This is a genomic window from Anabaenopsis tanganyikae CS-531 (assembly GCF_029891675.1).
GTDB classification, from domain to species: domain Bacteria; phylum Cyanobacteriota; class Cyanobacteriia; order Cyanobacteriales; family Nostocaceae; genus Anabaenopsis; species Anabaenopsis arnoldii.
Map to the genome: position 1 here is coordinate 12,570 of NZ_JANQDF010000086.1, position 14,586 is coordinate 27,155.

The 14,586-nt window shown below is 40.2% G+C and carries 11 protein-coding genes; 5 read left to right on the forward strand and 6 right to left on the reverse strand.

Going from position 1 to position 14,586, the window contains the following annotated elements:
- Positions 1-160 precede the first annotated feature (160 nt).
- The 4 genes from NWP22_RS08650 to NWP22_RS08665 all read left to right on the forward strand — a co-directional run bounded on the left by NWP22_RS08650 (position 161) and on the right by NWP22_RS08665 (position 4,591).
- On the forward strand, positions 161-1,114 hold the full coding sequence (locus tag NWP22_RS08650; protein WP_271732463.1) for an RsmB/NOP family class I SAM-dependent RNA methyltransferase: 954 nt from the start codon (positions 161-163) through the stop codon (positions 1,112-1,114).
- Positions 1,115-1,227: 113 nt separating this feature from the next.
- Complete coding sequence (locus NWP22_RS08655) at positions 1,228-1,836, forward strand: GIY-YIG nuclease family protein (RefSeq protein ID WP_271732462.1); 609 nt, start codon at positions 1,228-1,230, stop codon at positions 1,834-1,836.
- An 86-nt stretch (positions 1,837-1,922) separates the two neighbouring features.
- Complete coding sequence (locus tag NWP22_RS08660) at positions 1,923-4,346, forward strand: dynamin-like GTPase family protein (RefSeq protein ID WP_271732461.1); 2,424 nt, start codon at positions 1,923-1,925, stop codon at positions 4,344-4,346.
- A complete protein-coding gene (locus tag NWP22_RS08665; protein WP_271732460.1) occupies positions 4,343-4,591 on the forward strand; it encodes an HNH endonuclease in 249 nt (82 codons plus the stop codon). The genes NWP22_RS08660 and NWP22_RS08665 overlap by 4 nt, the downstream gene beginning before the upstream one ends.
- 215 nt (positions 4,592-4,806) lie before the next feature.
- Here the strand turns inward: NWP22_RS08665 and NWP22_RS08670 are convergent, their stop codons facing one another.
- The 5 genes from NWP22_RS08670 to NWP22_RS08690 are packed head-to-tail and all read right to left on the reverse strand — an operon-like array spanning position 4,807 to position 9,651.
- A complete protein-coding gene (locus tag NWP22_RS08670; RefSeq protein ID WP_271732458.1) occupies positions 4,807-6,336 on the reverse strand; it encodes an EH signature domain-containing protein in 1,530 nt (509 codons plus the stop codon).
- Between the two features lie 19 nt (positions 6,337-6,355).
- Entirely contained in the window at positions 6,356-6,997 is a 642-nt protein-coding gene (locus NWP22_RS08675; protein ID WP_271732457.1) for an OmpA/MotB family protein, read from the reverse strand.
- Positions 6,994-8,949, reverse strand: coding sequence for a hypothetical protein (locus NWP22_RS08680; RefSeq protein ID WP_280801742.1), 1,956 nt, complete (start codon positions 8,947-8,949; stop codon positions 6,994-6,996). The genes NWP22_RS08675 and NWP22_RS08680 overlap by 4 nt, the downstream gene beginning before the upstream one ends.
- Positions 8,950-8,965: 16 nt before the next feature.
- A complete protein-coding gene (locus tag NWP22_RS08685; RefSeq protein ID WP_271732454.1) occupies positions 8,966-9,304 on the reverse strand; it encodes a hypothetical protein in 339 nt (112 codons plus the stop codon).
- A gap of 59 nt (positions 9,305-9,363) precedes the next feature.
- Positions 9,364-9,651 carry a hypothetical protein gene (locus NWP22_RS08690; RefSeq protein ID WP_280801743.1) on the reverse strand — a complete coding sequence of 96 codons (288 nt, stop codon included), beginning with the start codon at positions 9,649-9,651 and terminating at the stop codon, positions 9,364-9,366.
- A gap of 127 nt (positions 9,652-9,778) precedes the next feature.
- Between NWP22_RS08690 and NWP22_RS08695 the strand changes: the two genes are divergently transcribed.
- A complete protein-coding gene (locus NWP22_RS08695) occupies positions 9,779-11,140 on the forward strand; it encodes an NAD(P)/FAD-dependent oxidoreductase (RefSeq protein WP_271732452.1) in 1,362 nt (453 codons plus the stop codon).
- Positions 11,141-11,227: 87 nt separating this feature from the next.
- Here the strand turns inward: NWP22_RS08695 and NWP22_RS08700 are convergent, their stop codons facing one another.
- Positions 11,228-13,846 carry a DUF3536 domain-containing protein gene (locus tag NWP22_RS08700; protein WP_271732451.1) on the reverse strand — a complete coding sequence of 873 codons (2,619 nt, stop codon included), beginning with the start codon at positions 13,844-13,846 and terminating at the stop codon, positions 11,228-11,230.
- Between the last annotated feature and the right edge of the window lie 740 nt (positions 13,847-14,586).

Below are 14,586 nucleotides of genomic sequence, written 5' to 3' on the forward strand. Positions count from 1 at the left end.
ATCATCTCCGAACAATTTTGGCGACTTGACTCCCTCAACCCAGGACTCAGTTCTTGAGTAGGAGCAAACATTCTTGATTCAGTTGGATTAACCGGTCATGATATTTTCAGTATGCAGCCAAGACCATCTATAGCATTGTTCTTCTGTCACATTTTTACTAATGGAAAAACCATCAAATTTATTACTTAAACTCTCGCGCCGGTTGTTTGAAAACCCTGATAAACAAGAACAGTTTATTGATTCATTAATGAATCCTCAACCCTTTAACCCAGCAATTATTTGGTGTAAAAATCAGCTTAATTTATCACCTTTCACCGTAGAATCATCAATAAATTGGCAACCAGATTTTGTGCAGCGTTTATCATTAGGAGAAAAGCCTGGTAAACATCCTCTGCATCAACAAGGTGATTTTTATTGTTTAGATTTTTCTTCTGTGTTTGCGGCTACAGTTTTATTAATGATTCCCCAGTCGGTGAATTTGGTTTTTGATATGTGTGCTTCCCCTGGGGGTAAGAGTATTTTTGCTTGGAAAGCTTTGCAACCTAATTTACTAATTTGTAATGAGGTCATTGGTAAACGTTTAGGGATGCTGATTTCTAATTTAAAGCGTTGTCAAGTTAGCCCTTGTACTGTGGTGAGTCGAGATTCTAGTATTTTTACGGAGCAAATCCCATTATCTAGTGATTTAGTTATAGTTGATGCGCCTTGTACTGGACAATCTTTAGTCGCTAAAGGTGAAAAAGCCCCTGGCTGTTTTCATCCCACAGCGATTAATAAAAGTGCTAATCGACAAAAGAGGATTCTAGCTAATTCGGCTCAATTAGTTGCACCCCAGGGCTATCTTGCTTATATGACCTGTACTTACTCTCCGGAGGAAAATGAGGAGGTTTGTCAATGGTTTATGTCACGGTTCCCTGATTTTCAACCAGTTACAGTTAGTTATTTAGGGGAATATCAATCTCATTTAACTGATATTCCTTGTTATCGGCTGTTTCCCCAATATAGGCTGGGTGCTGGTGGGTTTACTGTGCTATGGAAAAATACTCAGAAATTTCAACAAAATATAGTAAATTTAGATACTTTATTACCAGTATGGAGGAACGGGAAGGATTAAAATCAAGGCGCAATGCCTCTTTTTGAGGATTTGAAATCTATCTTTAGAGGTATTTTTTTATTTATACTCAAGATGCTAGTATTTTTAAATACTGGAATTAATGAAGTTGTGTGATGGAGATAATAATTAAAAAACTAGCTAAGGTGATGCTAGGTGAACACCATAATTTACCTGATTCACCAGGTATTTACTTTATATGTGATGATGCTTACAGGGTTTGGTATGTTGGTATTTCTACGAGTAGCTTAAGACAGAGACACCAAAACCATGAGCGGACTGGGGATTTTAAAAGTAATGGCGGTCAGTGGATATGTTACTTAAATTGGGATGATGTAGATGATTTGCATGACTGGGAATACCAGAATATTCAAAAGTTCCAACCACCACTAAATAAAAACTTAACTGAGCCTGAGTTACCCCTAGTTGATTTAGGGTATGATGAGTCTGAGTATTTTCATAGATATCGGGAAATTAAGCAGATGCAGGCGACTCTAGAGCAGGAATTGGAGGAGTTAAAGCCTAATCTGGTGACCCTGATTGAGAAGCACGGGGGAAAAATCAAAACTCGTGATGTAAATGCATATTTAGTTAAAAGGAAGACATGGGACTATTCGCGGGAAGTGGAGGCGCTCAACTCCCAGCTGAAGGAAAAGAAGAAAGAAGAGGAAAACACAGGTATAGCCACGGTGAAGTCTGTGATGACTTATCCTGTGGTGCGATAGTTGCTTTGGTGCATAGGAAAAATAATATACGATTCCCACTGAATCGTATACAGGCTGAATACTTAGATAATTATAGATAAAGAATCATGTCCAACATCCCTACCCAGTGTGAAAATTTAAAAGAGCAAGTTGAAACTGTATTACAACTGTTGCAACAAGAGCCACCTTTGCGCTCTGAAGATATTACATCTGTACAAACTTCTCTGGAAAAAGTCGTTTCACCGCAGTTTGAAATTGTCTTTGCAGGTGCATTTAGTGCGGGTAAGTCGATGTTGATTAATGCACTACTAGAACGGGAATTACTATACAGTGCAGAAGGACACGCTACAGGTACAGAATGCAGAATTGAGTATGCACCATTAGATCAGGAAAGGGTGGTTTTAACCTTTTTAAGTGAAGTAGAAATTCGCGAACAAGCCAGTTTTTTATGTGAAAAGTTGGGATTTCAAACAGGAGCTAATATTAACCAAACTGAAATTATTGATTTACTGCGTCAAGGTTGTAATGCTATTATTCAGCAAGAAGGTGGAGAAAGTAAATCGGAACGAGCAAAACAAGGGAAGGCTTTAATATTACTACTTGAGGGGTATGAGGCAAATCGTCAACATATTCAAACGATGAATAATGCTACATATTCCATGGAGCAATTTAATTTTTCTAATCTTAAGGAAGCTGCAGGATATGCGCGGCGTGGTAGTAATAGCTCTGTTTTAAAACGAATTGAATATTACTGCAATCATCCCCTGTTAGAAGATGGTAATGTAATTATTGATACGCCAGGTATCGATGCCCCCGTAGAAAAGGATGCACAATTAACTTACGCCAAAATTCAACATCCGGATACATCGGCGGTGGTGTGTGTATTAAAACCTGCTGCTGCTGGTGATATGACCAAGGAGGAAACGGAACTTTTAGAAATAATGCGAGACAATGGGGGAATACGCGATCGCATTTTCTACACCTTTAACCGCATTGATGAAACCTGGTATAATACCCAGTTAAGGCAGCGCTTAGATGACTTAATTAGTAAAGAGTTTCGTGATGCTCCTAGGGTTTATAAAACCAGTGGATTACTGGGATTTTACGGCAGTCAGATTAAACATACAAATATCAGCGATAGATTTGGGTTAAATTCTGTTTTTGCAGATACCGTTAAAAGTAGCAATGGGAGAGAAGAAACACCGCAATTTATTAATGAGTTTAACCGCTACTGTGCTAATTCCGGTAAGCTCTCATCCAGTCATTTTCGCATTTCGGTAAACAGTTATGAAACTCCCAATGAGAATTATGTCAGAATTTTAGCAGAGCAGGGAGCGCCTTTAATTAATCAGCTAATTCAAGATAGTGGTATTGAGGAATTTCGCACAGCGATTACTAAATATTTGGTAGAAGAAAAGCGCCCACAGCTATTTGAAAATTTGGCGGATGATTTAGAAGATGTTTGTATTAAACTAAAAAAACATTATCAAACTGAATACATAAAACTAGATAGTCAACCGCGAGAAATTGAGGGGATGAAGGCGCAGGAGTTACAACGGCTGAATCAGCAACTCCAGCAAGTATCTAAAGAATTTGGTCAGCACATCACAGAAGAGGTCAACCTAATAATTAATAATTCCTGTGATACTTTTGAGGCTGATTTTCGCCAACTACAAGGGCGGATGATTCGGCGTTTAGATGAGTTACTAAACACATTTTCCGTCGCTGATGCTTATCAACGTTCTACCCTTAGCCATCCCCGCAATTCCACTGCGCCTTTACTAGCGATTTTAGTAGAAGCGTTTTATTATTTAGCAAACGAGTTAGAAGATATTTTGAGCGAATGTTGTCAACAATTAGTAAATAATTTGTTTAGGCAATTAATTGAAAAGATTCGCAAATCAGAATACTATCGTCAATTGTATCGTTTATTAGGTAATGATGGGGGGATTGAGGAACAGGTGAAAGCTACCGCCAAAAACGTCTCAGTGATTTTGGATAATGCAGCTAGTGCAGAATGCGATCGCTTTGTGCGAGAAAGTCCGAGATTTTATGATGAGGGGACTTTTTCTATATATCAATTTCGTCAAACTTTGCTGCAAACCTCCCAAAGTTACGATTCCCAAAGTATGCTAGAAGCTGAACCAGCAATTAGACAATTGTTAAAGTTGGATTTTGAACCCAAGGTTTCCCAGACAGTTTGTAAATCTTTGCGTCAAACTATCAACACCATCCTCAAGAGGCAATTATTAGCCATGGCACAAGAGCAAGAAGATAATATATTACAGCAATACTCCCAAGCTCGTGCTTATTTAGAACAAACTTTACAACAGGAAGCAGAAGACAAAATTCTGAGTAATCAACGCTTACTGAATGTTGTTAAAGAGAAAATTGAGGGTTATAACACAGCAGTCTCCCATATTAATAACTGTTTACAATCTATGCAGTTGTACGATCACTTATTACCTGTAATTAGCAATGAAGATTTTCAGCAGATTGTCGCTGATTCCAGAACTGAGGGTAACTCATGAATAAAACTCCCCGGATTCCCATTCCCTCCTCAGTGAGAAAATACGTATTTGCAAGAGATAAATATCAATGTCAAAGCTGTGGTAAAACAAGTTCAGAAACTAAGCTGACAGTTGACCATATTGTCCCCCTAGCTCGTGGTGGTCAGAACGATATCAGCAACTTACAGACCCTCTGTTTCACCTGTAATCAGCAAAAAACAGATAAACTTGACCCCCGCTTTCGGCGACGTTTTCAGGGGTTGTGAATGGCGATCGCCCTCTTGTAGCCAAGTTTTGGTAAGTTTTTAAACGCCAAGGGGCGCGATCGCATGGTAGTTGCTGACTAATCACTTTTTCCTGTGAATCTAATTAATCTCAAACCTTTGCGCTCCTTTGCGTTTACCTTTGCGCTCCTTTGCGTTAAAAAAAAATAGTGCGTTGTGCGGGACAACACACCATGGTAATCTAGATTTAGATGTTACTAGTTACCCCAGTTATTCAAGGATATACCAAGTGCTTGGTATATTCTTTGAATATCCCGTCGCCAGCGTGCTAACTTCTGTTCACGGATTCCCTGTTTATCTACTGCAGGAGTGGGTAAACCTGTGGTGTGACTAAATTGATTATATTGTGAACCAAGTCCTTGAAAACGAGTTATCCCGTCATTCGGGTAAATATTATGTTGCGTTCTCAGCCACTTTTCCGCATAATATTGCCAGAGGAAAACATGATCATGAATTTCACCGCCAAAACGATATAAACGGCGAATATCTGAAATAGATAAATTTGGCGATTGAAATAATGTTTTTTCCACATTAGCAGAGTAATTGCGGTTAAACATTAAAATTTCACTGCCATTACCCCGGAAGAATTCTACAATAAACCAATCCCCAAAGTCAAAGATACAAATTTCTGTCTCATTACTACCATCATTGACCAGAAGATCAATATCTCGTGTTAATTCTTGACTAATCCAACTAGTTGATGCGGGTACTAAAATACGCAAACGTTCAAAGCGATCGCTATAATTTGACCAAAACCCTTTACGTCTTTGTAGTTGGTTTCTTTGATAATTTAGTTCCTGATATCTATTGTTATTCTGTGATAATGTTTGTAACTGTGAACTCAACTTATTGATTAACACTGTAATCATTCTGTCAAAATCTCCCCAAGTAGCAGCACCAATCCATTTACGTAATGCTAGTTGAGCTTGTGATGATAATTGACTCCAGCGAGAATTAACAGTGCGCGGTCCATAATTTTGACGTAACCATTCTACGATTGATAAAAAACCGCTTCCTATTTCAGCGGCGATCGTTGTCAATAAACGATTGACTTCCTGACATTGCTGTGAGTGGGACATTTGCGCAAAACAACGCAGTAACCATTCTGGTCGGTCGTTCCTGTCTGAAAATATTCTCACTACATAGTTTAAAGCCTGACTCACCGCATTACTAGTTGATGGAAGATTATATTTATTGAGTAATTCTTGGGGTGTAAAATTCTCGTCCCTAGCAATTAAAGCTAATCTGTGATAGTCATCCTGGGTGATGGCTTGTATGATTTGTAGTATTTGTGCGTCACTGTCTCCTGATTCCCTGATAAACACAGAAAAACTTGTAACTAAGGATTCACTGATAATTGGCTGTGACTCGCTATGATTCAACACTAACAGCCATAATAAAGTTTGTTTGAGCGGTAAGTTATTAACTGCTGCTCTCCAGATTAATGCTGAAGTTGTATAGCTGATTTCTGGGTGTGCCCTATCCCATTCAGCCTTATTATGGAGACAATAGACCCATTCTATGTGTTGAATGTCGTCAATATTGCCGGATTGGATGGTTTCGATAATTTGATCTAAAGAACGCCAAGTATCTGTTTCTACATTAGGGAGATTCTGAAGCTGGCGGAATTGTTCACTGTTGCGGAAATTTTTGACTAACTGGAGTAAATTGGTTGGTTCCGGTGACTGGCGATCGCTTAAGGATAGAGTGCGAAAATTTAACATCATATTTTCTAGGTTGTCAAAATCATTTTGATGTAAAAATCTCAGACAAATTATCTCCCTTAAACTGCAACCGGAAAATTACCTTTCTATCATTGGGGTCATCAATATTTGGATTAGCTTCAATTTCTCCCCTTCCAGAAGCAAGGATTTTTTCCTCCAGTTGTGATTTAGTTTCAAATTTCATCTCTGAGGAGATATATTCAGCAACAGCAAAAGACCTCAACAAACTTAACTGTAAATTACCGTTATAAGTTCCACTAGAACTAGTATGTCCTTCAATCACTACCCGGGTAATTTCTTGCTGATATTTAGGGTTGGATAAAATTACATTACTATAAACCGGGATAAATGATCGTAGAGTGCTTTTCCCAGCAGCACTTAATTGAGCGCTATTTTCTGGAAATAGGATATTTTCTTTCAAGGTAATATCTCCGGTGTCTTTATTAACTTCTACCTTAACGTTATTTTCTTCTAAAGTATTAATCAATTGTTCAATGACATTACGTCTGGGTTCTGATATTTCACTCAACTGTAAAGAAACGGTAATAAACAACAGCGCAAATATCATTAACAGTCCAGACATCATATCGCCAATGGCGAGTAAAACGCTAGAGTTATCCTCTTCTATTTGTGGTGTTGGTTCCCAATCGCTAAAATTATTCATGATTCAGATTGATGACGACGATTAGCTTCTGCAGCTACTAGATAATTAGCAGCTTGTAGTAATTGATTAGAAATTTTGGTGGTGGCTTCATCCGCTTGGGTGAAAAACCGGTTTTCAGATGCATATGCTTTATTTAGGTAATCAACTAAATGTTGATTACTTATTTCCAAAGCCTGATTTAACTGTTGAATCATAGCTGCATAGGTTTGTTCAATCCTATGAGCTTCTCGACCCAATCCCCTGGTAATTTCTTGGATTTGTGCTAGTCTTTCTCCTGAAGTTAAACCGGTGACATTAGCAAAATTACTGACCCTCTCTACAGTTTGTCCAATTCTGCTCATACTTTCGTCCACTTGTGCGGTTAAAGTTGAGCGTCTGTGATATTCTTCGTTAAAAGCAGTCTGTAAATCATTGACAACCTGAGCTAGTCCTTGACGCTGTTCGCCCAGGGTTTCTTCTAGTAACTGATTTTGGCTATTGAAGAACTCTTGTAAAGCTGTTTGATAACTCAGGCGGAATTGCTGTAGTTCTTCCTGTACAGTGATCCGGGTATTTTGCAGCATAGTATCAATGTTAGAGAGAGTAGATATTAAGTTTTCTCTGGCTCCATTCATTAATTGAGATGCTTCATGACCAACGGTGGTAATACTTTCAGTTTGTGTGGTGATAATCGCCAGGGTTCGATCTTGAAATTCCTGGAGCATTTGGCGCTCTATTTCTGCTTGGGTATGTAGTGCGGTTTCTAAATCTTCTCGAATACTTCTAAAAGTATTAGCTGCTTGATTAGAACTGACTTCAAAAGCAATTCTCTGGGAATTTATCGCTTCAACACTTGCAGTTACAGCTGACTGAATTTCTGTAGATACCCTTTCCATTACTCCTTGAGTATCAGAACGAAATTCAGTTAAGATAGACTGCAAACTAACTGCAAATTCTTGCAGTTGCACTAAAGTATCTTTTTGGAATGTTTGGATAGTCATTACAGATGTGCTGAGACTTTGGGAAATTCCCCCCAGTTCTTCTCTGAGTTGACTAACTGCTTGAGAAGCTGCTTGAGTCAGTTGTGCGCTCTTGGTAAGTTCAGCTATGAGGGGTTTGATTAATTGTTCTCTTTGTTCTGTAATTAACTCTCTTAATATTTCCTGACCTTGCTCCTTTTTAATTTCTCTGAGTGCTGATAGTTCTTTTCCGATCTCCTTAAAAATGGGAGACATGACTGCTCCCACTTTTTCACCAACTTTTTCACCAATAGCATCAGGACTTAATTGACCTCTTTCAGTTCCATCAAGGTTAAAACGAGATAAAAGCCTTGTGGGACTTTCTACAAAAGCAATCTGATCTAATCTTTTATCTAATCTTTGGCGGAATTTATGACCACGAGAGCGTTTATATGCTTCTCCACCTGCTAAAAACATAGTAAATAGACTGCTACAGCCTAACCCCATCAATGAAGTAGAAAAAGCAGTTTTCATACCTTCTAGAAGATTGACACTAGCATCTACTAGTAATTTGGTTTCATTAATATTCTTCAGGTCTATTTGTGATAATCCTTCCTGAATCCCATAAAAGGTTCCTAAAACACCAAGGGCGATGAGAATGGTAGGTATAAAACGCCAATAGCTGCTAGGAATAGAGGGATTTAAAATTCTTGGGTATTGTAATAATACAAATTTTCCCGCCTCAAATTTGGGTTGGAAACCTCCCTGAGTATTTGTTCCAGCTAGATGTTTCGGGAACCAGGATGATCCATTATCTGGGATAACTAAATCTTGACGTTGGTTGCTCTCCAAGTAGTTAATACTGTTTTCAGTATCTTTCAAATCTCTTTTTATAGAACGCCGATACCGAAAAATAGATCTAAGTTCGGCTATTACTCCCCCCAGGAAAACAATTACAATACTCCAATGAAAAGGAGTATTCTGCCAAAAAATATTGATTAAGCCTTGAATCATTTGACTACACTCCCCACTAAATTGTAAATTTGGCTATTTCTTCAGAAGACAGCAATTGTTGAGCTACACGCACGGGAAGATGTGCCGCATTCCAATAATCACCTATTGGTTGGCGTAGAATTAACCCATAAAGTTCTTCTGTGGTTGGTGTTTCTGGAGAAGTATCAATTTCTAAATAAACCTGTTCGGGTGCATAAGTACGTAAGAGTCGCACTTGTAACCGGTTCTTTAAATCCGCGAGTGATTCTGCTATGGCTGAGGTATGCTCACCCATGTCAGCAGTTAGTTTCCAGGCTTGATTAACAGCTACAATTTCTTCAACTAATTCTATTACGGATGGTGTCAACTGGATCATGAAATTCCCTGGTAACTGGAAAACAGGCGATCTGGGATGTGCAATGAATCATGAGATTATTATACAGATACATGGAAGCTACCTCTTCCAGTTGCTTGGGGGGTGCGATCGCCCACAGACTTTGTACTGTTTTTCTCCCTTGTCACCTTGTCCACCTTGTCCACCTTGTCTTGTCCTTGTAAGGGGAGGGGACTGGATTTTATTATTTTTTGTGTGTTCACCAATCCTTCCCAATCCTTCCCAATCCTTCCCAATCCTTTCCAATCCCTGTTCCCTGTTCCCTGTTCCCTATTCCCTAAAACTAAAAAACTTTCTACCTTACGAGCATGGGAAATGCTGTAAATCAAATAAATCGTAAATTTGACTACAGTTATTATTTTTTCAACTGTTCTAAATAAACGGCAAAATATATTATAAATTTGTTACAAAGTTGTTAAGAATAGTTAACGCTCTTAACAGAAGGCAATATTTCCTATGGTAGTCTCAGTTGGGAAGAATGCACCACATAAAGTTGTCATTATTGGTGGTGGTTTTGGTGGACTATATACAGCCAAGACTTTGGCGAAAGCGAATGTAAGTATTACCCTCATTGACCAACGCAACTTTCACCTATTTCAGCCACTGTTATATCAAGTCGCCACAGGTACCCTCTCACCTGCTGATATTTCCTCACCATTGCGCGCCGTATTCAGAAGAAGTAAGAATACACGAGTGCTGTTAGGAAAGGTGAGTGATATTGACCCCAAAAAACAAGAGGTTATTTTAGATGATCAGGTAGTCCCTTACGATACATTAGTAGTAGCGACAGGTGCTAACCATTCCTATTTTGGTAAGGATGAGTGGAAAGCATTTGCGCCTGGTTTAAAAACTGTGGAAGATGCTATAGAAATACGTCGCCGGATATTTACAGCATTTGAAGCAGCAGAAAGAGAAACTGACCCAGAAAAACGCAAGGCTTTGTTGACCTTTGTGATTGTGGGTGGTGGTCCGACCGGTGTAGAATTAGCAGGTGCGATCGCAGAATTAGCATATAAAACACTGCAAGAAGATTTCCGCAATATCAATACTTCCGAGGCGAAAATTTTACTATTGCAAGGGGGCGATCGCATCCTCCCATACATTTCGCCCAAGTTATCGAAAGCAGCTACATCAGCTTTGGGAAAATTGGGTGTGATGATCAGAACTAACACCAGGGTGACCAACATTGAAAATGATATCGTTACTTTTAAGAGTGGCGATGAAGTTGAGGAAATCCCCTCAAAAACCGTCTTATGGGCTGCTGGTGTACAAGGGTCATCAATGGGTAAAGTCCTAGCAGAGCGTACAGGTGTAGAATGCGATCCTTCCGGACGTGTGATTGTGGAACCGGACTTGAGCGTCAAGGGTTATAAAAACATTTTTGTTGTGGGAGATTTAGCCAACTTCTCCCATCAAACTGGTAAACCCTTACCTGGTGTTGCACCCGTAGCTACTCAACAAGGGGAGTATGTAGCTGGACTGATTCAAGGAAGACTTCAAGGTTACACTTTGCCACAATTTCATTACAACGACGTGGGTAGTTTGGCAATGATTGGGCAAAATTTAGCGGTTGTAGATTTAGGCCTAATCAAACTTACAGGTTTCATTGCTTGGGTATTTTGGCTAATAATTCACATCTACTTCTTAATCGAGTTTGACACTAAATTAGTAGTGGTAATTCAGTGGGCTTGGAACTATATCACTCGGAATCGTCGTTCCAGATTGATTACAGGTAGAGAAGCTTTTTTGGAAGTAAAACCCATGAACAATGACAATGATTACCCGGGTAAAGAAAAGCAGCATCCCCTCAACGTCTAGTATTTTCCCTTAAGTTCCTAAATATTGACGGGAGGCTAAAGCATCCCGTGTCGCCTTTCCTCCCTAGGTCAGATTAGGGCTTTGTGACTACTCCAACTGACCCAGAACATGGCTAACATCAACAGCTAATTTTTGTCCTAACTTCAGCAATTGACGAGATTGATAATTTTCTTCTGTATTCTTCAAAGTCGTCAGACATAAAGGTCTAATTTGAGTGGACAGACAGCTAAAATATAGTTCCTGGGACTTGTGCAAAGAAATGCCGATATTTAGCTGATAGCTAACATCAATCAACCGTTCTAAACATTGGATTTGGGTAGCAAAACTGCCATTGAGGTCATGTAATAATTGCCACAATAAGCGCATGATTAGTTGTTCTAATATTTGCGTACCTTCGGGAATATTTAACCGACAATGTAAATGTTTAGCTTCAGTCGCGATCGCTTCTAATTCTACAATGTGATTTAAACTCAAGATGGGGTCTGTGATCTCTTGCTCGAGCGATCGCAGTATGAGCATACAGCGTGATCCCAAAGCAATCTCCGCAGCTACCTGCAACTCTTGGGGTACTTCTAACTCATCCCGGTGGAAGGCCATCAATAATCCGTAATTATCCCGATACACCTGAGTATACAGTTGGTCTAAACGTGTTAGTGTTTCCTGACTCAGAAGGCGCATAATCCGGTGACGTTCTTCAGCAAAGAGATTTTGTAGGCTAAATGTTTCTTCTCTAAATAGCCTGGTCATCACCAAGATACTGTGAGCAGCACTCCCCTGTTTTAGAGAGGTAAACAGCTTTTCTTTCAACTGACTGTACTCACGTCTACCGGTAAATAATTGGGTACAACAGTGGAAATCCCAGCCGCCCAAATGCAGCACAGCAAAGACTAAACTTTCACTCTCCCCGGTAACTTCCGACACCAGTTTTAAATTTCCTACCGCCAAGGTCAAGGAACCCATACGTTGCAACTGGTAATCAATCTCATCAAGACTGTAACAATAAATGCGCTTTTGTGTAGATTTTTGATTAGCAAACAGAGAACTAATAGCATAGTGAGCAGCTACTTGCTTGACACTCACTTGGGCAGTTTGCACCATTTGCCGATAGATCGCCGCACCATCTTTGAAAATATCCACATTACTGGGGGCTAAAGATAGGCGTTTGATGAAAGCTTTCTCCAACTGTACACCAGCCACATCCCCGGCCAATTCCAAAGCACGGGAAGCATAACGGAGAATTTGCGTACCTTCCGGGCGAGAAATTTCTTCAAAGAACCAGCCGCAACTAGTGAACATCAGCAAAGCGTGACGCTGCATTTCTAACAAGCGCAAAGCATCAACTTGTTCTGCTGGGGTGAGTTTGTGGGTTTGATGGCGAGACAGGAAACTGTTCACATTAGCCACACAGCGATCGCGGATCACCTGAATATATTCATCCCGTGCTAACCAGGGATCATGGAATAGGCGCAGGCCATGTTTCTCATAGACATCAATTAACTGATCCCGCAGCCAATTCAAAGCATCGCGCAAGGGTCGCCGCCATTTTTGATGCCATACACCACCTTCACCACCACAACCACAGTCATCTTGCCATCTATCCACCCCGTGGGCGCAACTCCAGGCTGTGGCGGGTTTAATTTCCACCTCCCAAGTGGGAGTATTGAGGCTGAGATAGTGAGCAAAGTTGGTGACAGTCCAATTGCGCTTAGGAAATTCTCCAATAAAGGCGTAGGCTAAAGTTTTTTCAGTGCCTTTCTTATGGTGTCCGAAGGTTTCCCCATCTGTGGCCACAGAAATTAATTGTGCTGGCCGGTGATCCCCACGTATTGCGGAGCCGATACGTCCGGCAAAATGACTAGAACTATAAACCACATCACTAAAGCCCATATCCCGGGAAATGGGGCCATCGTAGAAAAAGATATCAATGTAAGGGCGCGATTGCTGATCAGTGTCGCCACTTCCCTGTACATAACAGCGATAGGGACGGGTGGGATCAATTTGACTACCCCCTACTTCTTGCCATTCCGGGTCAGGCTCATCCTCTGTGGGTAGGGGGCGACAACGTTGGGCTTGGGATGGTGCGAGGATAATAAACTTGATATTTTCAGCCACCAAAGCCTCTAAGGTGGCATAGTCTACAGCTGTTTCCGCTAACCACATACCTTCGGGATCCCGGCCAAAGCGTGAGCGAAAATCTGCTTTACCCCAGCGGATTTGGGTGTATTTATCCCGTTCATTGGCCAGAGGCATAATTATATGATTGTATACCTGGGCGATCGCATTACCATGACCGTGCAGGCGCTGACAGCTCTTGGTGTCTGCCTCCAAAATTCGCTGATAAACCTCAAAATCGTAGCGTTCTAGCCACGACATCAGGGTAGGTCCCATATTAAAGCTGAAATATTCGTAATTATTCACAATCTCGACTATTTCCCCCCGGTCATTAAAGACCCTGGCAAAAGCATTAGGGCGATAGCATTCCCAGTGAATGCGTTCATTCCAATCATGGAAAGGTGCCGCACTAGGTTGACGTTCAATTGCCTCTAAATAAGGGTTTTCCCGTGGGGGCTGATAAAAATGACCATGCACCGTCACATAAACACCAGTAGCCTGTTTCAGCGGGTCTATCTGGTTGTGCTCATGGACAGTCAGATGTGATCTCACGGTTGAGCCAGGGCTAACTGGCCTTTCAGCAGCAGAAGTCATGTATATTTATCCCAATAAAAAACTTACATTTGCGCCGAACACTGGTATTTAAACCCTTCTACAGGGTTTCTATCCATAATCCGGTATATAACAAAACTATGAGTATATGATTCTGCCAATGCTCCTAAAAACTGCTTGACTCCACTGACAAATCTGCGTTAACCCACAGACGTGAGGGTTTTATTACTGCACTGTCTATTTACCCATTAAAGCTTATATTTTCCGGAAAATCCGAGGTTTAATTTATATTTTTCCTACGAAATTTTACAAACTATCCATAAGTCGTAACTTTATTTTACATATCTCTTTTTCATCTAGAGACAGCACCAGCCAAAATACTGTAGATAAGATTATATTAACTTATTTTAGTTGATTATATATATGCGTATTCTGGAAGATGCATATTTGATTTATACAAATTTCCCTGGCGAATCATCGCCCAAACAATTTGTGCATGATTATGATCTGATTAATTCACGGGGATCACTGCTAATGAAATTATTGGATGAATATATTTATTTACCGCCCTCAATCAGTGAAAATCTGATCAGTCTGTGACAACAACAGAATAAATCCTCAGATCATATACATATAAATCATGTAAGTTTAAAGATAACGGGTTTGTCCAGAAGAATCTGATTTTCCCAAATGTATCCTCAATTCACACCCCGTGATCACATCCGGGTTCCTAAAAGTCCCCAGAGCCTTTGCTTGCTACTTTTGGCAACCAAAAAACCGAC